Here is a 21,222-nt window from a genome sequence, read left to right as displayed (position 1 = left end):
TTTTTTATCAAGTTAATGCCAGCTAAAGATGTTTTTCATGATGCTGTTAGGATAGGGTTAGAAAAAGAAGGTTGGGTAATTACAGATGATCCTTTAAGGATAGAAGTTGGTGATGTGGAAATGTATATTGATCTCGGTGCGGAACAAGTTTTAGCTGCTGAAAGAGAAGGAGAAAAAATAGCGGTGGAAATTAAGAGTTTTATTGGTACATCTAATATTTCTCAATTTCATCAAGCCATTGGACAATTTTTTAATTATCATTTGGCATTAGAAGAACAACAACCAGAACGAGTTTTATATTTAGCTATTCCTTCAGGAATTTATTACTCTTTCTTTCAATTGCAGTTTATTAAAACAGTTGTTCAGCGTTCCCAACTTAAAATCATGATTTATGATCCAGTTCAGGAGGTAATTGTAGCATGGAAAAACTAGAACAATATCGCAATTATGTCAAACAAGTGATCACAGAATATGCTCAATTAGGTTCAGCTAAAGATGAAATTGAACAACAATTGATTTTTGATAGTTTTGGTGATCATTATCAATTGATGTATGTGGGTTGGAAAAACAGAAAACGGCAGCATGGTTGTGTTTTGCATTTGGATATTAAAGATCAGAAAATTTGGATACAACATGATGGAACTGAAATTGGTATAGCAGATGAGTTAGTTAAATTAGGAGTGCCAAAATCAGATATTGTTTTAGCATTTCATGAACCTTTGGTGAGACAATATACAGATTTTGCTGTTGGTTGATTTTCACATAGATTTTACATCATTTTTGGAAATATTTACATTATGTCATATAGTGATTTTACTCTCAAAAAAGTTAAGCAAACCTTTGGCATAAATACCGTTGAAAATAAAAAGTTTCTGCCAGAAATCCAACCAATTGCTGCTAGTGCAACCCTGACTGATTTTTTAGCAGAAAGTTTACCATTAGCTATAGCGACAGGAAGTGAAAAAGCACGTTCTGAGTTAATCATTAGTCCGGTTTTACTAGAGGTTCGTAAGATTTTACAAAGAAAAATTAGTTTATTTTCTGGTACAGATTTTACTGTAGATTCGGCTTTAGGATTGAATGGAGTCTGTGATTTTGTTCTGAGTCGTTCAACGGAACAGTTAGAAGTGGAAGCACCAGCAGTTATGATTGTGGAAGCCAAAAAATCAGACTTAAATCCGGGTATTGGCCAGTGTATTGCGGAAATGATTGCTGCTCAAAAATTCAATGAAATTAATAATCAACCCATTCCTACAATTTATGGTAGCGTCACTAATGGTACTGTTTGGCGATTTCTACAATTAACGGAACAAACTGTAACAATTGATTTTACAGATTATCCCCTTCCTCCTGTTGATGTCATTTTAGGAATTTTAGTTTGGATGGTAACTGCTGCTAACTAGATAATTGTCACCAATAGGGGTTTAGCAATGCTCATAGGTGTCAACTTAGGCTAAAAATGTCTTATCTGTTGGCTGACAAACCCGCCCAGAAATGAATTTACGGGCTAATAGCGAAACTAAACTAAAGTTTACTGAAAATTTTCTGGGTTATTTAGTCATCTTTAGATGACTTTTGCTATGAGACTGGGAATTTATTCCCAGTCGGGCTATTAGGGGTTTAGCAATGCTCATAGGTGTCAACTTAGGCTAAAAATGTCTTATCTGTTGGCTGACAAACCCGCCCAGAAATGAATTTACGGGCTAATAGCGAAACTAAACTAAAGTTTACTGAAAATTTTCTGGGTTATTTAGTCATCTTTAGATGACTTTTGCTATGAGACTGGGAATTCATTCCCAGTCGGGCTATGGGTTTTACGTTAAGTTGACACCAAAAATCCTGGATATCCTGATTCTGACTAACTAGATAATCTACTAATAAAATTCTCATGTTCTGGACTTGCTAAACCCTGCTGCAAAACAGCTAATACTGTACCTAAATCTCCTCCTAATAATGCTATTTTATCTAACCATAAACCGGGGAATATTTGGGAACAAATTATATTATCTGTATTGGGTTGAAGTTGAATATACTCCCCTTGTTGTAACCTAAACCAATCAAATTGATGGTCATAAACTCGCCAGATTAAATATTCTTGGACTTGATTACGACGATAAACTTTGAGTTTTTCATGTAAATCATAGGAAGCACTAGAAGCAGCAATTTCTACTATTAATTCTGGCGCACCTTCTACATAATCATCTTTATTTATTCTTGATTGTCCTCCTGTTTCAATTCTTAATAAAGCATCCGGTTGTGGTTCGTTATCTGTATCTATTAGCACTGTGGCATTATCGGCGAAACCTATGCCCGGTGTAGCTGCTTTATAAACTCCCAGCCAAGTCATAATATAAGCATGGGGTTCTCCATGACTTTTGATTCTTAATGGTGATGCCACGTAAACTACTCCTTCAATTAATTCGGCTTTTTTGAGATTCGACATGGCATGATAACGCCGTTCAAATTCATGACGGGTTAATTTGTCGCCGTTTTCTAGGGGAGGAATAGTTAAGATGGGAGAAATTGCAGTAGTAGATATCATAAAATTTGCTCAAATTTTGCAGAAAATGAAATTGTCACCAATCAGGATGTCCAGGACTTCAGGATTTACAGGATGTTATATGAGGAATTTAGGTATTATAATACATATTTAATTTCTGAATTGAACTTTTGATTAACTCGCTTTCAGGAATACACACTACTAAAGCTCTCACTGCTTGATGTCTATAATAAGCATGAACTCTATCAGCTAAATGATTTCCTAAATTATCAACGAAGTAATTGTGATCAGTGGGATGAAAATAGAGAATTTTGCTCTCATTCGCTTGGCTAAAACCAATTTGCAACAAATGACAGACTTTTAGAAATTCTAAAGCCTTTGCAGGCAATATTTTGGCAAGTCGTATCTGCACATTTTCCCTGACAAATTCCTCAGCAGAAAGAGTTGGATAAACTTCAATCTCATGACTACCATTCAAGCTAAAATCAAAACCAATTAACAAGTTATTATTAGTTAAGATTGATCGCAATTCTGGGCTGTTACCGCACAAAGAAATTGCTGTTTCTGTTTTTTCTAAATAATTATCAATCCAAATAAACAGTTTCAAACGTGAATCTTTGACTTCTCTTCTGGCATCTACTCCTATCAACACTTTAATAACTTTACTGAAGTCGAAATTATTGCCTAAAAATTTATGTAGTAGCTGATAATTTAACTTCACTTCAACTCTTGCAGCCACAGCATTAAAAAAATTTAGTGCTGCATTGATTTGGCTTTTAGCGTCTGGTTTTGTCCATGTCAGAGTGAACCTAGCAGCATGAAGTCTATCATGATCAATTTTACAAGCACAGTCAATTATGGCATCTTTTTGTCCTTGAACTAATTTTTCAAAATGCCCTAAAGGAAAAAGATAGTCTTCTATCTCAAAAACTTGCTTGTGCTTGCCAATATGAGTTAGGTTAATTTCACTGTCAGTGACGAAATTATCGTAGGTAATCATTTGTTTATTTAAAGTTCCTTATGCCTGTTTATTTAAAGTTTTTTATGCCCAGAAAACCTCGAAATATCAAACCCGGATACTCTTATCACATAACAACCCGTTGCAATAACCGTGAATTTAAGCTATCACGGCGTGAATGTCGGGAAGTGTTTCTTTATGCGATAAAAAAGGCTTTGGATAAATACAATTTCCAGCTTTATGCTTTGTGCATTATGTCAAATCATGTTCATTATTTGATTGCACCTAAACAGCCAGAAGAGTTACCCAAAATTATGCACTTCCTGAATTGGTACACGGCGATGTGTTTCAATCGGATGTTAAGAAGAACGGGACATGGTTCGACTTCGCTCACCACAAGCTTTTGGGAGAAACGATATTACTGTGATGGGTTTCCTGCTTCAGACAAAGAAAGAGCATTAAATACTTTACGCTACATTCACGCTAATCCTAAAGCTGCCAAAATGCGCCAGAGTTTTTTCTATGACTTCAGCAATTATGGCAGTTATGAACGCTTAACTGATGATGGTTTAACTCAATGGCATCCGGCTTTTTTACGAATGGGAAACAGCTTAGAAGAATGTGCCAAAAAGTATAAAGGCTTCTGCCAAAAGTATAAACCCAAGGAGAAGACCCCAACCCAATACCACTGGGGTAGTAAGCTGTTGGCTGGGGTTCATCTCACAAATCAGGGTTCAACCACCAACCCCAAAAAATCTAAGTCCGGTTTTCCGCCACCCCCCCCGTGCCAGGTATCCGAAACCCCCGAAGTGACAGAGGTTGTCCGTCAATTCATCGCTGCGAACCGTGCGCCAAGGGATGTAGAAATAGACTTTTGACCTTTTTTGAGGTGAGTGGTAGAATGAGGTGACTTACTCTGCGTCGTCGCCCGCAAAAGGAGGACTAAACCAGAACAGCTGGGCTTCCACTTGACCGCTTTGATCCTTGGCAGTGGAGATGATTTCGCGTTCTACGGGGGCAACTTGTTGGGGGCGGATGTTCTTCTTAGTCATGGTGTGTTTTTCCTTTTTGTTTGTTCGTTTAACTTCTTCATTATGAAGAAGACTGGTTTGGTGAAGGCGTTAAATTGGCGTTGAAGGGTAATTTAACGAGTTGTGATTCACCAGAAGCTTTATATAAAACCTGTCTCCTTGTAGGAGAGAGGCTTTAAATTCTCAATTTTTTTTCCTGTTCCCTCTCCTCTTAGGAAAGGGTTAGGGAGAGGTATCTTAATTCATATCCCCCGTGCCAGTGATAAACCCCCGAACTGACAAGGGTTGTCCGTCAATTCATCGAGGCAAACCGTGCGCCAAGGGATGTAGAAATAGACTTTTGATATTTTTTGAGGTGAGTGGTAGAATGGGGTGACTTACTCCGCGTCGTCGCCCGCAAAAGGAGCGAACGTATCCTCACTTGGATCTCTCCATGAACGGGCTGTAACCTGACCGCTTTGATCCTTGGCAGTAGAGATGGTTTCGCGTTCTACGGGAGCAACTTGTTGGGGGCGGATGTTCTTCTTAGTCATGGTGTGTTTTCCTTTTTGTTTGTTCGTTTAACTTCTTCCTGATGAAGAAGACTGGTTTGGTGAAGGCGTTAAATTGGTGTTGAAGGGTAATTTAACGAGTTGTGATTCACCAGAAGCTTTATATAAAACCTCTCTCCTACAAGGAGAGAGGCTTTAAACTCTTTAAATTCTCAAGTTTTTTTCCTGTTCCCTCTCCTCTTAGGAGAGGGTTAGGGAGAGGTAGAGTTTTAGTATTAACTAATGTGAATTTTTCAGAATAATCAATGCAACTACTTACCATGAGATGATAAAAAGTGCAATTACTAATCAGTAGGCTAAGTGAAGCTACCCTGATTCTGATAGTACAGCCAATTATGATTCAACGCAAGACCTTATTAATAAAAATTACTTATAGTAAATCAGGTTGTTAACACTCCTGTTTGCTTGATATTTCCGTGAAGCGGAAATCACTATCTCCTCCCGTCAAGTATTTGTAAATACTGATTTTCATCCACAGCACAGGAGAAAATAAACACTTACTAAAACCGTTTTTTTTTTTGACATAAGAAAAAATTATATCCGTTAAAATATGTAAATTGAGTTGACATTTCAGCCGAATAATATAACAATTACTTTTGTGTTCTAGAAGCACAATCGTAATAAAAATGTCATAAAATATATATTTATGGCGCAAAATAGATGTTTAAGCAGATAATTAGCAAATTAAATGCCAAAATCCTCAATTGAAACGGAAATACACAAATTATGGAACTTGACACAGGGTGATTCACAAATATGTGTAGCTATACTCGACGGATTGGTTGATCAATCTCATAATTGCTTTAATGCAGCAAATTTAACAAGATTGCCAACACTTATTCAGGGAGAAGCGACAGCTAATGGATCTATGTCTGGACATGGAACTCATGTAGCAAGCATCATATTTGGTCAACATAATTCTTCAGAATTACGGGGAATAGCTCCCCAATGTCGAGGGTTAATCGTCCCTATTTTTGGTGACAATAATAGGAAACTTTCTCAACTAGATCTAGCTCGCGCCATAGAACAAGCCGTCAATGCTGGAGCGCATATTATCAATGTCAGTGCTGGACAACTCACTGATAATGGTGAAGCAGAAGGCTGGTTAGATAGGGCTGTGCAACTATGCAAAGATCACAATGTTTTAATTGTGGCTGCTGCTGGTAACGATGGTTGCGAATGTTTGCACGTTCCCGCATCTTTACCCACCGTATTAGCAGTAGGGGCAATGAATGACCAAGGTAAACCCATAGACTTTAGTAACTGGGGAGAAAGCTATCAAAACCAAGGCATTCTTGCACCAGGAGAAAACATCTTAGGGGCAAAACCGGGGGGAGGGACACAAAAACTCAGTGGTACTAGCTTTGCTACTCCCATTGTTTCCGGTGTCGCTGCTTTACTCCTAAGTCTGCAAGTTCAACGTGGTGAAACACCCGACCCCGCTAAGGTGAGAGCGGTTTTATTAGAAACTGCTATACCTTGCACAGATAAGGATACAGACGATATTAGTCGCTGTTTATTAGGTAAATTAAATATTTCTGGTGCATTGGCATATTTTACAGGAGGAACAATGTCCGAAGAATTAGATACAGTAGAAACCGTTGACAGTATTGAAGCTGCTGGTTGCGGTTGTGCAGAGATTACAAATAGTGCTGAACCGGAACCCAACCCGGAAGAATTTATACCCCCTGAATTTTTCCCAGTAGTTCCTGCTGTGACAACTTCCGCACCTTTAACAAATTCATCCAATTCTCAATCTACTACCATGTCAAATCGTACATCTAATTACATTACTGCTAGTCAAGCGCCCAGCGACCTCGCTCAAGTTAACTTAGTGTATGCTTTAGGTACACTGGGTTACGATTTTGGTTCAGAAGCCAGAAGAGACTCTTTTAAACAATTAATGCCGGGGGTAGCCATAGACGGAACAGCAATTCCCGCTAATCCCTATGATGCGCGGCAGATGGTAGATTATTTAGGAGATAATCTTTCGGAAGCTAAGTCTTTAATTTGGACTTTAAATTTAGAATTAACTCCTATCTATGCAATAGAACCAGGTGGGGCTTTTGCCAGAGATGTCTATGCTATTTTACAACAATTATTATCGGGACAAATTCAAGCAGAAGACAGCGAGAATTATGTAGAGAGAGTCAGTATTCCCGGTATTTTATCAGGACGCAGTGTGAAACTATTTTCTGGTCAAGTTGTGCCAGTAATTGAAGTTCCCAACATTCGGGGAATGTATGGTTGGAAGGTTAACACCTTAGTTCAAGCTGCTATTCGCACAGTGCAAGCGCAAGCGACAGAAGCCCAAGAAGAGTCTATTCGTCGGACTTTGGGTAGTTTCCTCAGCCGCATTTATTATGATTTACGGAATTTAGGGACAACTTCCCAAGATAGGGCGTTGAATTTTGCCTCTACGAATGCCTTTCAAGCGGCTTCCACCTTTGCGGAAGCTGTGGCTACAGGTATGGAGTTGGATAGTATTACTGTAGAGAAAAGTCCTTTCTGTCGTTTAGATAGCGATTGTTGGGATGTAAAATTAAAGTTCTTTGACCCTGAAAATAGCCGTCGGGCCAAGAAGCTATTCCGGTTTACAATTGATGTGAGTGATATTATTCCTGTCACCTTGGGTGAAGTCCGTTCTTGGTCTACTCCTTATTAATAGTAGTAGGTTGGGTTAAGCAACAGCGCAACCCAACAAAGTCTTTTATCTCGTTTATCTCGTTCCCAGTCTCTGACTGGGAATGCGGTTACAGAGGCTCTGACTCTGCTTTAATAGAAGGCAGAGCCTTCTAGAATTCATTCCCATACGGAGTATGGGAACGAGAAACGCGAAAAACGAGGAAATGAGAAATCAATTTCCAAAATCTACAATCTAAAATTGATTATGAGATTACCCAAACTTTCCCCCCCGGTAAAAAGACCAGATATTATTTATCCTCATCGGTCTGTTGATGTCATTTATGGTAGAGTCGAGGACTTAGTTAGCATTCGTATGGATTTATTACATGGTGCTAATTATAATGACCCCGCTGCATTTCAAAATCGTAGTTATCAGCAAATTAAATCTTCTTGCAGTTGTGTAATTTAGGAGTTATCAAAATTATGAGTAAACAAAAGAAAACCCCCGCAAATTCGAGTCAACCAGAACCCAAACAAACAGCAGAAATTAAACGTAATATTTTGTCAACTGGTTTGGAAGATTATGGTTTTTGGTCACAGGAAATGGCTAGACAAAAAGCCCAACAAACTGAACCTGATAAACCTTTTCGTCGTGGTCGGATTTGGTGTTAGTTGGTGGTGTTAGTTGGTGCGGTTTTCATATCTCCGACTTCTTTGAGAAGTTGGGGATATTAATTAATATACAGGAAACACTTTACTTAAATCAAGCTGTAAATCAGTAAACCAAGGTAAAGATATAACCTGAGTAGGTAAAACAATTCGCTTATTTGTATACCCAAATATCCCCTGTTTATTTTGATATGGTTCACTGTAACATTCCAAGCAATTATCTAATAAATTAAATATCCAATAATCAGGTATTCCCGCTTTCGCATAAAGAGGTATTCTCACTTTTTGGTCATAGTCTATGGAAGAATCTGCAACTTCTATGACTAACAATATATCGCTCCCTTGTGGGTGAGATGAAAAATAATCATCATCACGATTTTTGACAATGGCAAAATCTGGTTCTGGTTCGCTTTTGGGTGGTATACTAATGGGGGCTTGAGATTGCAGAATTGCTCTATCTTCTATAAGTTTTGGGAGTTCCTTTAATAGCTTTCTTAAACAAGTTTCATGTGCCGTACCTTTTGATACCATTTCTACCAATTCTCCGTTAATTAGTTGAATGTGATCATCTTCTTTTAAAAAGCCAATTTCGATGAGTTCGTGATATTCTTCTAGGGTGAAGCTTTTAACCTGAATTGTAGTCATATATCTTGCTCCATTTTACCAAAGGTAAATAAAGTTTTGAACACAAGCAGTGGCACTGATGAATATATTCACAATTATTATAGTGATTTGCGATCGCTTTGCGTTTTTGAAACCCTGCACAAACACCGTAGTTATTGCATTTGGCAAATCCCGAATTTATGGAATAAATCCGGGATTTTGTGCTTAAATTTTAAAGAGTCCCAAAACCTTTTTTCTTTTTCTCCTTCTTTTTCTTCGCTGGTGGTGCGCCACCGGGGTAGCCACGCCAACCGGGTGAAGGACGATTACCACCTGCTGCTAAGGGATTTCCACCGCCAAACATTCCTCCCATACCGGGAATGCCACCCTGTCCCATTTGCTGCATGAGCGATCGCATTTTTTGGAAGTCCGCTACCAGTTTGCTTACATCCGCTTCTCTATACCCAGAACCAGAAGCTATGCGGCGGCGACGACTGGGAGAACTTGATAATAAATCTGGATCACGGCGTTCTTTGCCCGTCATGGAATTGATCATAGCTTCACAGCGTTTTAGCTGGGTTTCTCCCTGCTTCAACTGATCCTCAGAAAGCTTGTTCATGCCCGGAATCATCTTCATAATTCCGCCCAAAGAACCCATGTTTTTCAACAACCGCATTTGCTTGAGAAAGTCAGTAAAATCAAATTTTGCTGACAGAATTTTCTCCTGCATTTGCTCCGCATCTGCCAAATCTATCTCTTCTTGGGCTTTTTCTACTAAAGTAAGAACATCCCCCATGCCCAAAATCCGCGAAGCCATGCGGTCAGGATAAAACGGTTGTAGAGCCTCGACTTTTTCCCCTACACCCACAAATTTAATCGGCGCACCGGAAATTTGCCGCACTGACAACGCCGCACCACCTCGGCTATCCCCATCCATTTTGGTCAGTATTGCCCCAGTAATGCCGATTTGGTTATGGAAGGTGCGCGTGAGATTTGCCGCCTCTTGCCCGGTCATTGCATCCACAACTAACAGGGTTTCATCGGGCTGGACTACTTCTTTGATGCGGGCTAATTCCGCCATCATATCTTCGTCAATTTGCAAGCGTCCGGCAGTATCAATAATTACTGTATTTATGCCTTCGGATCTGGCGCGTTCCACACCTTGACGGGCTATTTCTACGGGGTCTGCTGCAATTCCCAGTTCAAATACGGGGACATCAATTTGCTTACCAAGGGTAATTAATTGGTCAATAGCTGCGGGACGATAGATGTCTGTAGCCACTAATAAGCAACTACGGTCTTGTTTGCGTAAATGCAAAGCTAATTTAGCGGTGGCCGTGGTTTTACCTGTCCCTTGCAAACCAGCCATTAACACAACGGTGGTTTTCCCCGCAACTTCTGCGAGGGGAACATTTTCTTCCCCCATCACCTGCACTAATTCATCATAAACAATTTTGATGAATTGTTGGTCAGGACGTACACCAGCGATAACTTCAGCCCCCTGGGCCTTGGTTTCGACTTCGCTAATAAAATCTTTGACTACCTGGAGGTTAACATCTGCTTCCAACAAAGCCCGACGCACTTCCCGCAAAGCGTCTTGTATATTGGATTGGGAGATTTTATCCTGTCCTCGCAGTTTTTTCCAGGCGGATTCTAAACGGTCAGATAGTGCATCAAACATAATTCAGTTACAACGTAGTTAGTCTGTTGTCAGTAGGGGCGAAGCATTTGGAAGATAAATTATCGGTCATTGCCAAAAATAGTCCTCCAAATGCTTCGCCCGTACAGTGGTTAGTTGTTAGTAGGGGCGAAGCATTTGGAAGATAAATTATCGGTCATTGCCAAAAATAGTTCTCCAAATGCTTCGCCCGTACAGTTGTCAGTTGTCAGTAGGGGCGAAGCATTTGGAAGATAAATTATCGGTCATTGCCAAAAATAGTTCTCCAAATGCTTCGCCCGTAGAGTTGTCAGTTGTTAAGAACAGATTACCAATGACTAATGACAAATGACAAATCATTAAATAGGTTTGATGACAACAACACCATAAGCATCTGGGGAAAGATAATCTTTTGCAGCTTGGATTAAATCAGTTCCTGCCTGTGCTTGAATATATTGGGGGTAATTAAAAGCTGGTTCTAAATCACCAATTAATGACTGATAATAACCATACAACCCAGCGCGATCACTTGGTGTTTCATTCCCAAATATAAACCGATTGGCTACACGTTGTTGAACACGGGCAATTTCTGATTCTTTGACAAATTCTGTTTGTAATGTGCGAAGATGTTGAATAATACCTGCTTCCACAACCGCTAAATTTTCGACATCACATTTAGCAGAAATCGAAAACACACCTTGCAATAAATTACTCATATTACTCACAGAAATTGAAGATACTAATCCCCGTTCTTCCCGTAAATCTCGCACTAATCTAGATGTTCTCCCATGTCCTAAAATTCCTGCTAAAACATCAAGTGCATAAGTTTCATCTAATTCCATCAATCCAGGTACTCGCCACATCATTACTAGTCTGGCTTGTTGAAGAGTTTCATCAACAACTTCCCTGCGGACTATTTCTGTAAATGCAGGTTCAGTAATTGCTGCTATTGATGTTAGTTTGTTGGTTGTTTGTTGATAATTTTTACTAAATTCTTCGGCGATAATTTCTACTAATTCTTCTACTGGTAAATTACCCACAGCGACTGCTGTAATTGACTGAGGTTGATACCAATGAGCATGAAAATCTCGCATTTGTTGCGGTTGAACTTGAGAAACAACTGCTTCTGGTCCAAGTACGGGACGACGATAGGGTAAGGTATCAAAAGCGGTTTCCATGACATGACGAGAAATTCGCCGTCGGGGGTTATCCTCAGAACGTCTAATTTCTTCTAAAACTACTAAACGTTCTCGTTCAAAAGCATCATCAGGAATACTAGGATTACAAACAACATCTATTTGTAAAGGTGCTAATTCGGCAAAATCTTTAGGGGCAGTTGTGGTATAATAGTGAGTATAATCTTGGCTGGTGGCAGCATTAGTGACAGCACCGCGCTCTTCAATCCGGCGCTCAAATTCACCACTAATTAACTTCTGTGTACCCTTAAAAATCATGTGTTCTAAAAAGTGAGCCATGCCATTAATCGCATCTGACTCCATTGCTGAACCGGTTTTGACCCATAAATTGAGATTAACCGCGTCTATTGGCATTTGTTCGGCGATAATGGTTAAACCATTTGGCAGATGGTGCAGAGTAGGTGCGTTAAGACGCGGAAAATTTAGCAGAGTTGATGTCATTGCTTGTGGTGAGTGAAGAGCTTTGTTACTTCCTATATCCTACAACTTTCTTGATGGTGTAAACATTGTCAAGACTTTTGAAAGAAGTTAAGAATCTTATTGATTAGTTTTTTCCTTAGTCTCAAACCTCATTTATTTTCTCTATAAATTGTTGTATATAGTAAGTATTATTCCCTGGATTCTCCGAAACTAATAAACCGTTTCTATTTTCAAATGTAACTTTTTGTTTTTTAGTTGTTCCCTCATTTGGTATCTGACGACATGAAAATAATAATCCTCTAAATTCAACTTCGGTATTGATTTTATCAAAGATATGAATGCGTTGTAAAACAAAATCAACGAAGCTCTTACCTGCTTTTAATTGATTTAAGTAATTTCCGAGATTTGTAGATTTCATTTCTATCAACAAAACATAAACTTTATTTGATTTTTGCAAAAATAAAATAGCATCATTTTTAGAACAAATACCTTGATATTTGGGATTAAAGAAAGGATATATAGGATCAGTTTTTCCGCCTTGTGTGTGTTTATCTATTGAAAATCCAAAATAAGATATTGATTTCTTTAAATTAATCTTTACAAAACGACATTGTGCTTGTTCATGTTGTTCTTCAATCACAATACTCAAATCATCTTCATTGGTAATTAAATGTAGATCTTCTATAATTACATCCTTTACTATATCAATTAAAGTTTTACTCGGCATCCCCATCTTCCTCTTCTTGAGAAGCATAGTAAATTTCATTGGAAGATTGGTTAAGATTATTAATTACATTATCAAAAGTTTCTGCAATAATACCTTCATTATTATCAACTTCCATTTGTTTGATAGTATTATCAGCAAATAGATAAGCAGATACTTTTTCAGGGTTTAAACACTCATCAGCTTCATAACCATAACGCTGACGCAATTCGTTAGATTTTTCAAAAGATTTGCTTAACATAATCAGATTATTTAATTCACGGACAAAATAAGGACTATGGGTACTTACTACTACTTTAACACCACTATTCACCAATTTTCCTAAGACTCTTGCTAGATTACGTTGATTATCTGGATGTAAACTTAATTCGGGTTCATCAATCATTAAATAATCTCCTGGTTGAGCTAGATGTTCCAGATAAAAAACTAAGCTAAATAGAGTTTTAACGGTAGATGAAGTAAAATGTAAAGGCATTTTTTTCTTATTACTTTGATCAGGCAAGAAAAATATATCTCCATAATGATCTACTTCATATTTACCCTTAATGATATTTTTTTGAATGTATTGTGCTTGTATTTGATAATCACTTTCTTGCTCTTTAGTATTATTTAATTCATTCAGAAACTCAAGATAATCAGAAATTGGTTCTGCATAACGAGATTTAACAATATCTTTTAAAACTTCCATCGAATTAATATTGTCTTTCTGTGAATCATGTATTAGACGATTACGAATACTTGATAACTCTTTAAAAAATAAATTAAGTCCCGCACGTTCAGCAGGAATTAAAAAACAATTATGAGTATTCATGCTATCGTTCTGGTTGAAAATCAAAAGAGCAATATAGGCAGATATGAACTCTATCAATAATCTATGGGGAATACCTTTATCTCGCATTGTAAAAGTTATATTAGGATCATTTTCTGATTTTTGAATATCTAAAAACCAGTCTGATTCTTTATTTCCTAAACTTAGGCGACGTTGCCAGTTTTGATTAGTTAGATTGGTTAAAATTAAATCAATATCAAGTTCTAATTTAATTTGAGTTTGATTAAATTCATTAAGCTTAGTTCCAAATATATTGGGTAAATTTTTGCTAATACCCCGTGTTATTTCTTCTAGAATATCATCTAAATTATCGCCGATTAGATTTTTAATATTGTATTGATAAACTGGTTCTTGACTCAATTGATTAACAAGATTCTCTACAAAATTAAAATTTACTTCAAAACTATAATCAATTAGTCCGTATAAAGAATACATTACATAGGTTTTCCCTGTATTGTTAGCACCACAGAGTAACGTAAAATCATTTAGTTCTAAGTTTCCTTTTTTTATAACTCCAAGATTATTAAAAAAAACTTTTGTTTTTAACATAACAAATAACTTCCTCTCATAAACAACCAACCATTGTACCATGTTTCACAATTTATAAAAATTAAATGCACAACAACTTATCATTTATCATGCCTAATTAATAATTAATTTTAGGACTTACGCAAGACTCATGGAATAACGAACCACAGAGGCACAGAGGTCACGGAGAAATGAGGATTTGAGAGATGTTTTGCGTAAGTCCTAAATTTATTCAAGAATAATTAGGTTGGGACAAATGCCCAACCCACACAATAGAAAAATAAGAAATGTCTCTACACTACTTATTTATTCATTATGAAAATACTGAAGCACTGATTTGTTGTGCTGGGGAAGATGATAAGAATTTCTCGACTAACAATTGCTGGAAAATGTTGACATCATTTTGCCAATTAGCAATTATTTGTTGTAAGTCTTGTATTCTTTCCGTAACGGTATTTCCGGTGAGAGGATAATTCAAGTTACCAGAAAATAAAATAGCTGGTGTTACCTGTTCCCCAAACTGGACATTTACTTGATTAATAGCTAAATTCAGAACTCCCCGTTTTAAGGGATAACTTAACTCTAATCCAGCATTGACTTTACTTCCTCCAAATTCCTGCCAAGAACCTGGGGCTAAAAGTCTACCACATATATATTGATGAGCATCGGCTTCTGATGTAAAACCGACAACTGCTTTGGGGTTAATTCCTACTGCTTGATACTCTACTTGGGATAATTTTTCAACCAATTGTCGTGCAACTGTGGCGAGTTGAATTTCTGCTGGTGGTTTCCCTGCTATCATCTCTAACACATTCAGTCGGTTAGGTTGAACAATGATTCCCACACCGTTTTTATAAACCAACTGAACTAAATTATTATTGTAAACTGGTTGATTTGCTAGTTCCCAGTCTGAAGGAATAATCCCTGTATATTTGAGGAAATCTGGGTTGAGAACTGCGGGATTGAGATTTTTCGCTACGAGAGAAATTGCTATTTCTGTGAGTTGTAAACTATTACTCATACACTTCTGGTTATGGCTGAATTGATTAACAGTATAAACACTGTCCAATCTAGTATAAGTGAAAAGTAACGTATTTGTAATTATTGATCTAAATAATCAGTAATCAACCTGAGTATACAGTGCTTATACTTAACTTTTAGCTTTAGAGATTGATTTATTGTAAACTAATAATTAGTAATATTAAGAATTATGACAAATCCTACTCACACAAAAAATCAATCCCGCGTCATCGTCATCGGTGCGGGTATAGGTGGACTTACAGCCGGAGCATTATTAGCCCATAGAGGTTATAACGTCCTTATCCTCGACCAAGCCATAGTTCCCGGTGGTTGCGCTTCCACATTCAAACGTCAGGGATTTACCTTTGATGTTGGTGCGACGCAAGTTGCAGGTTTAGAACCTGGGGGAATTCATCACCGCATTTTCTCAGAATTAAATATAGAATTACCCGCAGCTACACCTTGCGACCCAGCCTGTGCTGTATATCTTCCCGGAGAGTCCACACCCATTAATGTCTGGCGTGATTCGCAAAAATGGCAAGCAGAACGCCAAAAACAGTTTCCGGGAAGTGAACCTTTTTGGCAATTATTAACCACTTTATTTAATGCTAGTTGGGAATTTCAAGGACGTGATCCTGTTTTACCACCCCGGAATTTATGGGATTTAGGACAATTAATCAAAGCAGTGCGTCCGAGTACATTTATTACCGCACCTTTCACTTTATTTACTGTTGGTGATGCTTTGCGATTATGTGGTTTAGGAAATGATCAAAGACTGCGGACATTTTTAGATTTACAACTCAAGTTATATTCTCAAGTCAGTGCGGAAGAAACAGCTTTACTTTATGCAGCAACGGCTTTGAGTGTATCCCAATTACCCCAAGGTTTATTTCATCTCCAAGGAAGTATGCAAGTATTGAGCGATCGCTTGGTAGAATCCTTAGAACGAGATGGTGGTAAACTATTAATGCGCCACACCGTTGAAAAAATCCAAGTTGAAAATAACCAAGCTAAATCCGTAAATATTAAAAATCAGAAAACCGGGGAAACTTGGACAGAATCAGCAGATCATATCATTGGTAATGTCACCGTTCAGAACTTAGTCCAATTATTAGGAGAAAATGCTCCATCTGGATATAAACAAAGAGTAGAAAAACTCCCACCAGCTTCCGGTGCATTTGTGATTTATTTAGGTGTAGATAAAAGTGCAATTCCTCCTAATTGTCCACCGCATTTACAATTTTTATATGATGTAAATAAACCCATTGGAGAAAACAATTCCCTATTTGTATCTGTGAGTCATGAAGGAGATGGCCGCGCACCATTAGGAAAAGCCACAATTATCGCTTCTTCCTTTGTTGATTTTACGACCTGGTGGGAAACTCAAAATTATGAAGAGTTAAAACAAAAATTCACCCAAGAAGCAATATCCAAACTTTCTGAATATTTCTATTTAAAGCCAGAAACTATCATTTATGTAGAAGCAGCCACACCTCGCACCTTTGCTCATTATACAGGCAGAGAAAAGGGAATTGTGGGCGGTATTGGTCAAAGAATTCCTACCTTTGGACCCTTTGGTTTTGCTAATCGGACTCCCATTAATAATTTGTGGTTAGTTGGTGATTCTACTCATCCTGGAGAGGGAACTGCGGGGGTGAGTTATTCGGCTTTGACGGTAGTTAGACAAATTCAAGCTCAAGGGTAGAATTATTTTTTTCACGCAGAGGCGCGGAGAACACAGAGAATTATTTTTCAGCTAGTTTAGCAGTAATGAATTTACCAATACTATGGTAGTATTAGATATATTACCCGTAGAAAAATAAACTATGGTAACGACAGCAATATAAGGATTCCTCACTTTGCGCCTTTGCGTGAGGCTATACTCAAAACGGCTTGATTGTTTGATTCTAACCGTAGGGGTTTAGCACTGCTAAACCCCTACACATCTGGGTTCTTTGTCATTTGGCAAAAGTTTAAATCTCACCCGTGTTTAGTATAATTCATACTTAAAATTAGCAAAATTATAAGTGAAATTCCGAAAACCCTTGAAGATGTAGCTGACTTAGTCAGCTACATCTGTGCTTTAGACAAGGGATGAAGGCTAGAGGCTTTCCTTTATCAATTAATTAGGACTTCCTGAAGGCTGAGATTCTGGAACTGCTGGTGTTAGTTCAGGTATAGATTCCACAGACGGACTAGGAGGGGATTTGGGAATCATAAGTTGCCGCCAAGTTCTAATTTGTTCTCGAGAGTCAGTGTAAGCACTACTACCACGAGGAATTAACTTGGCTGTATCAATTGCTTTAGCCACATCTACCTCACTTTGAGAACGTGCCATTTCTAACAACTGTTGACTCCACTGGTCAATAGCAATATTCACATCTAAACGTAAACTGTTACGACTAGATACCCGATTTGCCAACTGGATAGCTTCACTTAAAGCTTCTGGTGTGCCAGTAACTGCAACTTGCTTGGCCTTTTGCCAACTCTCTTTAGCGCGAATTTGGTCTTGCCAAGTATCTATAGATGATTGGGCTTCACTTGATAAAGCGCGTCCTGAAGAGGCGATTTTTTGGGCTTCACTAATAGCCGTTGTTAAATTACCACTGTCGGCTAATGCCTTGGCTTGATCTAAATATGGTTGATCTTGAATGCGCTCAATTTTAGCCGTCCATAGCCTCATCTTTTTTCTGGCTTCTGGATATAATGCTCGTCCAGAACGAATTTGATTAAGTTCAGCGATCGCTGTTTGCAATGAGTTAACATCCTCACCAATGGCTATTTGTTCTGCCCGATCTAAATATGGTCTATCTTCAATCGTTTCCACTTGTCCACGCCAACGGCCAATTTCTTGACGGGCTTCTGTACCACGGGGATTATTCCCAGGAATTAGCTGTACTTCCGAAATAGCTGCTGTTAAATCATTAACCGTGCCTTGACTGGCGAGATTTCGGGCTTTCTCTAACCGAGAAACATCTTCAATTTCTAATTGCCAACGCGCAATTAATTGTTGTGCCTCATTATAAACATCCCTAGAAGCATCTATTTGTTGCGCTTGAGCAATCGCGGTTTCTAACCCAGCCGCAGTCCCAATAAAAGCACTTCTTTGGGCTTCACCCAAAACCATAAAATCATCAACTTCCGCTTGTAATTCAGGAATAGGCGGAATTTGTCGGGCAATTTCCAATGCTGCATCCGCATTTCGCTCTTTCATCTTTGCTTGTGCGAGTGTGAGCATTTTTCGAGCAAATCCTGATATTAACTCTTTGGCTTTTTGATATAAATAACTATCCGGTTTAATCGCCTCAGCTAGTTTAATAGCTTTGAGTAAATTATCTAAATTGCGACTCTTTGCTAAATCTTCTGCTTTGTAAAGTTTATCCCCATCTTCCCGCGCTGTAACAATAATGTTATTTAATTGATCATATTTAGTGCTTGCCCAGTATTTATTATCTACCCGCAGTAATTTAGCTGTGAGCATAAAAGCCGATTGCCAATGTCGTTGACGCAATTCTTTTTCAGCTTCTTGGTAAATTCCTTCAGCCTTTGACCAAATCGTTTGCCATTTTTGAATTTGTTCTTCAACCAGTTCACTAACCTTGACATCAGGAGGAATTTTTCGGGCTGTAGCGATCGCTTCCTCCAAATTCCCTCCTTGGAAACTCTGATCAGCTAATTTTAAAATATCCCGTGACCATTCCTCCAAAAGACGATTAATTTCGCCTCGTAGTGGGTGATTTTCTGGCAATTGCTTGACGAGAGTAATCGCTTGCAGCAAATCATTAATAGTTTGCTTAGAAGCCGCCAACTGAGCGCAGTGTACCCTCACTGACGCACTAGCCAAAGGCCAGAAAATCTGTGGACAATTAGGGGCAGATGGTAACTTAAACAGGATGGATAGAGCGAGAAAACCCATACTTCCAGGAATTAAAGTTAATACTGCTGCCCAAACTACCCAATTTTTAGTCCAAGGGGGCAATTTCTCAATTAAAACACTGAGATTAAAAGTAGATTCTGAATTATCATTTATCGCCAAACCTGTGCCATCTGGCTTTTTGCTTTTCTTCATGGACTGAGAATTAGCACCAATTGCAGCGGTATCAGCAGTTTGATTATTTGATATATAGTTGGGTTCAAACCCAATTGGTTCTCCTGCTTGGTCCGAAGACCAATTATCTGGAATATCCCGCTCTGTCATTGCTCACACCACACTAATTGAATAGCGATATGAAAGTAGGTAGATCAATATAGATAATTTTATGTTTGCTATCCTAACTTTCCCATCTAGAAAAACCCATCCAAAAAATTCATCACCCTCATCAATAACATTACTGTTTTTTGGTTTGAGTGTGACTAGTTACATTAACCAGAAATTGCAGATTCTCTTTGCAAATCTCCAATTAACTGGGTTAAATCATCACTACTTGCTTGATAAATATTACCGCAAAACTCACAAGTTGCTTCTGCACCATTATCTTTCACAATCATGTCTTGTAGTTCCGCTTCTCCCAATATTTTCAGCGCCCCTAGCACCCGATCAAAAGAGCAGCCACAATGAAAGCGTAACATCTGAGTTTCCGGAAATATGTTCAATCCCATATCTCCTAACAAATCGTTAAAAATTTCTGTCAGTGTTTTACCTGCTTGCAGTAATGGCGTAAACCCGGATAAAGCCGAAACCCGTGATTCTAATGTAGCCACTAACTCCTCATCCCTCGCAGCTTTCGGTAACACCTGTATCAATATTCCTCCGGCAGCCGTCACACCCTGTTCTCCCACAAACACACCCAAAACTAAAGCGGAAGGAGTTTGTTCAGAACTTGCTAAATAGTGAGCAACATCGTCACCTATTTCCCCAGAAACAAGTTCTACCGTACTAGAGTAAGGAAAGCCATGGCCAATATCGCGGACTACATAAAGAAAACCTGTACCCACTGCCCCCCCAACATCTAGTTTACCCTGATCATTGGGAGGCAATTCCACAGAGGGATTACCAACATAGCCCCTAACAGTGCCATCTAAGCCCGCATCTGCCAATATACCACCTAAAAGACCATCGCCCTTAACTCGCACATTTACCCTAGAACCGACCCGTTTCATACTGGAAGCCATCAACAAACCAGCCGCCATACTTCTTCCCAAAGCTGCTGTAGCCACATAAGATAATTTATGGCGTTGTCTAGCCTCTTCTGTTAACCGGGTGGTAATCACGCCTACAGCCTTAATACCACCATCCGCCGCAGTCGCACGAATCAATTGATCTGCCATGAAAAACCTTACAATTCTTTACAAGATGACTTTTATATTCTAAGTTGTTTCGAGTCAGGAGAAGGAAGAAGGAGTCACCGAGTCAGGAGTCACCGAGTCAGGAGTCACCGAGTCAGGAGGAAGAAGGAAGGAAGGAAGAAGGAAGGAAGAAGGAAATTACCCAATTACCAATTACCAATTACCAATTACCAATTACCAATTACCAATTACCAATTACCAATTACCAATTACTATGCTAGGTACATTTCAACAAAGCCAAATCCGTATTGAAATCGCAGCATCAGCCAATGCCATTCATGACAGTATTTTGCATCCTGCACAACTAAAAAAATGGCTATTGGGGCAAAGTTTCCCCCCAGAAATGCCCACAGAATTACCGTCAGGATTTGAATTTACTACTCACACAGGTCCCATATCTATTCATCATCGAGTAGACGTAGTAAAACCCAATTGTCTGCGCTTACTACTGAGTGGAGGCATTGACGGCTTTCACGAATGGTACTGGGGAGAAGGCTGGATACAATCCCGATTAGAAGGCATATCCATCCTACCCCTAAACTTAGGACAAACCCTGAGCTTAGTCAGCTTACGCCAATTCTTAACCACAATCAAGTAATTCTTCTATTCTTTGCGCCTTTGCTTC

General features: G+C 38.6%; 23 protein-coding genes. 11 read left to right on the top strand and 12 right to left on the bottom strand.

Features of this window, described 5'->3' with window-relative positions; translation table 11 throughout:
* The first annotated feature begins 15 nt into the window (after positions 1 to 15).
* Genes BMF77_RS04410 through BMF77_RS04400 form a run of 3 tightly spaced genes read left to right on the top strand, consistent with a single transcriptional unit; the run spans position 16 to position 1,403 of the window.
* The gene (locus BMF77_RS04410; RefSeq protein WP_148760948.1) at positions 16 to 432 is read left to right on the top strand and encodes a XisH family protein; all 417 of its coding nucleotides are present in this window, start codon (positions 16 to 18) and stop codon (positions 430 to 432) included.
* On the top strand, positions 420 to 755 hold the full coding sequence (locus BMF77_RS04405; protein WP_148760946.1) for a XisI protein: 336 nt from the start codon (positions 420 to 422) through the stop codon (positions 753 to 755). The genes BMF77_RS04410 and BMF77_RS04405 overlap by 13 nt, the downstream gene beginning before the upstream one ends.
* Positions 756 to 797: 42 nt before the next feature.
* Entirely contained in the window at positions 798 to 1,403 is a 606-nt protein-coding gene (locus BMF77_RS04400; RefSeq protein ID WP_148760943.1) for a hypothetical protein, read from the top strand.
* A 455-nt stretch (positions 1,404 to 1,858) separates the two neighbouring features.
* Here the strand turns inward: BMF77_RS04400 and BMF77_RS04395 are convergent, their stop codons facing one another.
* Entirely contained in the window at positions 1,859 to 2,542 is a 684-nt protein-coding gene (locus BMF77_RS04395) for a Uma2 family endonuclease (RefSeq protein WP_210422296.1), read from the bottom strand.
* Positions 2,543 to 2,630: 88 nt separating this feature from the next.
* A complete protein-coding gene (locus tag BMF77_RS04390; protein WP_148760941.1) occupies positions 2,631 to 3,500 on the bottom strand; it encodes a LynF/TruF/PatF family peptide O-prenyltransferase in 870 nt (289 codons plus the stop codon).
* Between the two features lie 44 nt (positions 3,501 to 3,544).
* Between BMF77_RS04390 and BMF77_RS04385 the strand changes: the two genes are divergently transcribed.
* Complete coding sequence (locus BMF77_RS04385; protein ID WP_148760939.1) at positions 3,545 to 4,336, top strand: transposase; 792 nt, start codon at positions 3,545 to 3,547, stop codon at positions 4,334 to 4,336.
* 33 nt (positions 4,337 to 4,369) lie between these two features.
* On the opposite strand, the gene BMF77_RS04380 is transcribed toward BMF77_RS04385, so the two are convergent.
* Both BMF77_RS04380 and BMF77_RS28875 read right to left on the bottom strand, forming a co-directional pair.
* Positions 4,370 to 4,510 (bottom strand): anacyclamide/piricyclamide family prenylated cyclic peptide, encoded by a 141-nt coding sequence (locus tag BMF77_RS04380; protein WP_148760937.1) that lies wholly within the window; start codon positions 4,508 to 4,510, stop codon positions 4,370 to 4,372.
* A gap of 356 nt (positions 4,511 to 4,866) precedes the next feature.
* On the bottom strand, positions 4,867 to 5,022 hold the full coding sequence (locus tag BMF77_RS28875) for an anacyclamide/piricyclamide family prenylated cyclic peptide (RefSeq protein WP_148760935.1): 156 nt from the start codon (positions 5,020 to 5,022) through the stop codon (positions 4,867 to 4,869).
* 706 nt (positions 5,023 to 5,728) lie between these two features.
* Between BMF77_RS28875 and BMF77_RS04370 the strand changes: the two genes are divergently transcribed.
* The 3 genes from BMF77_RS04370 to BMF77_RS04360 all read left to right on the top strand — a co-directional run bounded on the left by BMF77_RS04370 (position 5,729) and on the right by BMF77_RS04360 (position 8,337).
* Complete coding sequence (locus BMF77_RS04370; protein WP_148760933.1) at positions 5,729 to 7,705, top strand: PatA/PatG family cyanobactin maturation protease; 1,977 nt, start codon at positions 5,729 to 5,731, stop codon at positions 7,703 to 7,705.
* A 225-nt stretch (positions 7,706 to 7,930) separates the two neighbouring features.
* Positions 7,931 to 8,134, top strand: a complete 204-nt coding sequence (locus BMF77_RS04365) for a cyanobactin biosynthesis system PatB/AcyB/McaB family protein (protein WP_148760931.1) — start codon at positions 7,931 to 7,933, stop codon at positions 8,132 to 8,134.
* Between the two features lie 14 nt (positions 8,135 to 8,148).
* The gene (locus BMF77_RS04360) at positions 8,149 to 8,337 is read left to right on the top strand and encodes a cyanobactin biosynthesis PatC/TenC/TruC family protein (protein WP_246863064.1); all 189 of its coding nucleotides are present in this window, start codon (positions 8,149 to 8,151) and stop codon (positions 8,335 to 8,337) included.
* Positions 8,338 to 8,400: 63 nt separating this feature from the next.
* Here BMF77_RS04360 and BMF77_RS04355 read toward each other — a convergent pair whose 3' ends face one another.
* Both BMF77_RS04355 and ffh read right to left on the bottom strand, forming a co-directional pair.
* Positions 8,401 to 8,979, bottom strand: a complete 579-nt coding sequence (locus tag BMF77_RS04355) for a Uma2 family endonuclease (RefSeq protein ID WP_148760929.1) — start codon at positions 8,977 to 8,979, stop codon at positions 8,401 to 8,403.
* Positions 8,980 to 9,169: 190 nt separating this feature from the next.
* A complete protein-coding gene (gene ffh / locus BMF77_RS04350; protein ID WP_148760927.1) occupies positions 9,170 to 10,618 on the bottom strand; it encodes a signal recognition particle protein in 1,449 nt (482 codons plus the stop codon).
* A gap of 178 nt (positions 10,619 to 10,796) precedes the next feature.
* Here ffh and BMF77_RS04345 point away from each other — a divergent pair, with 178 nt between their 5' ends.
* Entirely contained in the window at positions 10,797 to 10,946 is a 150-nt protein-coding gene (locus BMF77_RS04345; protein ID WP_246863063.1) for a hypothetical protein, read from the top strand.
* 7 nt (positions 10,947 to 10,953) lie between these two features.
* On the opposite strand, the gene BMF77_RS04340 is transcribed toward BMF77_RS04345, so the two are convergent.
* The 4 genes from BMF77_RS04340 to BMF77_RS04325 all read right to left on the bottom strand — a co-directional run bounded on the left by BMF77_RS04340 (position 10,954) and on the right by BMF77_RS04325 (position 15,312).
* Positions 10,954 to 12,231 carry a pitrilysin family protein gene (locus BMF77_RS04340; protein ID WP_148760925.1) on the bottom strand — a complete coding sequence of 426 codons (1,278 nt, stop codon included), beginning with the start codon at positions 12,229 to 12,231 and terminating at the stop codon, positions 10,954 to 10,956.
* A gap of 121 nt (positions 12,232 to 12,352) precedes the next feature.
* Complete coding sequence (locus BMF77_RS04335; RefSeq protein ID WP_148760923.1) at positions 12,353 to 12,937, bottom strand: hypothetical protein; 585 nt, start codon at positions 12,935 to 12,937, stop codon at positions 12,353 to 12,355.
* A complete protein-coding gene (locus BMF77_RS04330; RefSeq protein ID WP_168204392.1) occupies positions 12,927 to 14,312 on the bottom strand; it encodes an AAA family ATPase in 1,386 nt (461 codons plus the stop codon). Before BMF77_RS04330 ends, BMF77_RS04335 begins: the two co-directional genes overlap by 11 nt.
* 292 nt (positions 14,313 to 14,604) lie before the next feature.
* On the bottom strand, positions 14,605 to 15,312 hold the full coding sequence (locus tag BMF77_RS04325) for a hypothetical protein (RefSeq protein ID WP_148760919.1): 708 nt from the start codon (positions 15,310 to 15,312) through the stop codon (positions 14,605 to 14,607).
* A gap of 189 nt (positions 15,313 to 15,501) precedes the next feature.
* Between BMF77_RS04325 and crtD the strand changes: the two genes are divergently transcribed.
* Positions 15,502 to 17,016, top strand: coding sequence for a C-3',4' desaturase CrtD (gene crtD, locus BMF77_RS04320; RefSeq protein ID WP_148760917.1), 1,515 nt, complete (start codon positions 15,502 to 15,504; stop codon positions 17,014 to 17,016).
* Between the two features lie 417 nt (positions 17,017 to 17,433).
* On the opposite strand, the gene BMF77_RS04315 is transcribed toward crtD, so the two are convergent.
* Positions 17,434 to 19,509: a chromosome segregation ATPase gene (locus tag BMF77_RS04315; protein ID WP_148760916.1), complete on the bottom strand. Its 2,076-nt coding sequence runs from the start codon at positions 19,507 to 19,509 to the stop codon at positions 17,434 to 17,436.
* Positions 19,510 to 19,673: 164 nt separating this feature from the next.
* The gene (hslO, locus tag BMF77_RS04310) at positions 19,674 to 20,579 is read right to left on the bottom strand and encodes an Hsp33 family molecular chaperone HslO (protein ID WP_148760915.1); all 906 of its coding nucleotides are present in this window, start codon (positions 20,577 to 20,579) and stop codon (positions 19,674 to 19,676) included.
* Positions 20,580 to 20,623: 44 nt separating this feature from the next.
* Between hslO and BMF77_RS27195 the strand changes: the two genes are divergently transcribed.
* Positions 20,624 to 20,818 carry a hypothetical protein gene (locus BMF77_RS27195; RefSeq protein WP_210422295.1) on the top strand — a complete coding sequence of 65 codons (195 nt, stop codon included), beginning with the start codon at positions 20,624 to 20,626 and terminating at the stop codon, positions 20,816 to 20,818.
* Positions 20,812 to 21,195, top strand: coding sequence for a hypothetical protein (locus tag BMF77_RS04300; protein WP_148760914.1), 384 nt, complete (start codon positions 20,812 to 20,814; stop codon positions 21,193 to 21,195). Before BMF77_RS27195 ends, BMF77_RS04300 begins: the two co-directional genes overlap by 7 nt.
* Positions 21,196 to 21,222: the final 27 nt, after the last annotated feature.

The organism is Dolichospermum sp. UHCC 0315A, assembly GCF_008121535.1.
Classification (GTDB): Bacteria; Cyanobacteriota; Cyanobacteriia; order Cyanobacteriales; family Nostocaceae; genus Dolichospermum; species Dolichospermum lemmermannii.
Note: the sequence above shows the minus strand (reverse complement) of the source record. Positions and strands in the feature narration are given on the sequence as shown.

Bases quoted from the DNA above. Each gene is read 5' to 3' on its own strand.
- BMF77_RS04410 (WP_148760948.1), top strand. From the start codon at position 16: ATGCCAGCTAAAGATGTTTTTCATGATGCTGTTAGGATAGGGTTAGAA.
- BMF77_RS04405 (WP_148760946.1), top strand. From the start codon at position 420: ATGGAAAAACTAGAACAATATCGCAATTATGTCAAACAAGTGATCACA.
- BMF77_RS04400 (WP_148760943.1), top strand. From the start codon at position 798: ATGTCATATAGTGATTTTACTCTCAAAAAAGTTAAGCAAACCTTTGGC.
- BMF77_RS04395 (WP_210422296.1), bottom strand. From the start codon at position 2,542: ATGATATCTACTACTGCAATTTCTCCCATCTTAACTATTCCTCCCCTA.
- BMF77_RS04390 (WP_148760941.1), bottom strand. From the start codon at position 3,500: ATGATTACCTACGATAATTTCGTCACTGACAGTGAAATTAACCTAACT.
- BMF77_RS04385 (WP_148760939.1), top strand. From the start codon at position 3,545: ATGCCCAGAAAACCTCGAAATATCAAACCCGGATACTCTTATCACATA.
- BMF77_RS04380 (WP_148760937.1), bottom strand. From the start codon at position 4,510: ATGACTAAGAAGAACATCCGCCCCCAACAAGTTGCCCCCGTAGAACGC.
- BMF77_RS28875 (WP_148760935.1), bottom strand. From the start codon at position 5,022: ATGACTAAGAAGAACATCCGCCCCCAACAAGTTGCTCCCGTAGAACGC.
- BMF77_RS04370 (WP_148760933.1), top strand. From the start codon at position 5,729: ATGCCAAAATCCTCAATTGAAACGGAAATACACAAATTATGGAACTTG.
- BMF77_RS04365 (WP_148760931.1), top strand. From the start codon at position 7,931: ATGAGATTACCCAAACTTTCCCCCCCGGTAAAAAGACCAGATATTATT.
- BMF77_RS04360 (WP_246863064.1), top strand. From the start codon at position 8,149: ATGAGTAAACAAAAGAAAACCCCCGCAAATTCGAGTCAACCAGAACCC.
- BMF77_RS04355 (WP_148760929.1), bottom strand. From the start codon at position 8,979: ATGACTACAATTCAGGTTAAAAGCTTCACCCTAGAAGAATATCACGAA.
- ffh (WP_148760927.1), bottom strand. From the start codon at position 10,618: ATGTTTGATGCACTATCTGACCGTTTAGAATCCGCCTGGAAAAAACTG.
- BMF77_RS04345 (WP_246863063.1), top strand. From the start codon at position 10,797: ATGCTTCGCCCGTACAGTTGTCAGTTGTCAGTAGGGGCGAAGCATTTG.
- BMF77_RS04340 (WP_148760925.1), bottom strand. From the start codon at position 12,231: ATGACATCAACTCTGCTAAATTTTCCGCGTCTTAACGCACCTACTCTG.
- BMF77_RS04335 (WP_148760923.1), bottom strand. From the start codon at position 12,937: ATGCCGAGTAAAACTTTAATTGATATAGTAAAGGATGTAATTATAGAA.
- BMF77_RS04330 (WP_168204392.1), bottom strand. From the start codon at position 14,312: ATGTTAAAAACAAAAGTTTTTTTTAATAATCTTGGAGTTATAAAAAAA.
- BMF77_RS04325 (WP_148760919.1), bottom strand. From the start codon at position 15,312: ATGAGTAATAGTTTACAACTCACAGAAATAGCAATTTCTCTCGTAGCG.
- crtD (WP_148760917.1), top strand. From the start codon at position 15,502: ATGACAAATCCTACTCACACAAAAAATCAATCCCGCGTCATCGTCATC.
- BMF77_RS04315 (WP_148760916.1), bottom strand. From the start codon at position 19,509: ATGACAGAGCGGGATATTCCAGATAATTGGTCTTCGGACCAAGCAGGA.
- hslO (WP_148760915.1), bottom strand. From the start codon at position 20,579: ATGGCAGATCAATTGATTCGTGCGACTGCGGCGGATGGTGGTATTAAG.
- BMF77_RS04300 (WP_148760914.1), top strand. From the start codon at position 20,812: ATGCTAGGTACATTTCAACAAAGCCAAATCCGTATTGAAATCGCAGCA.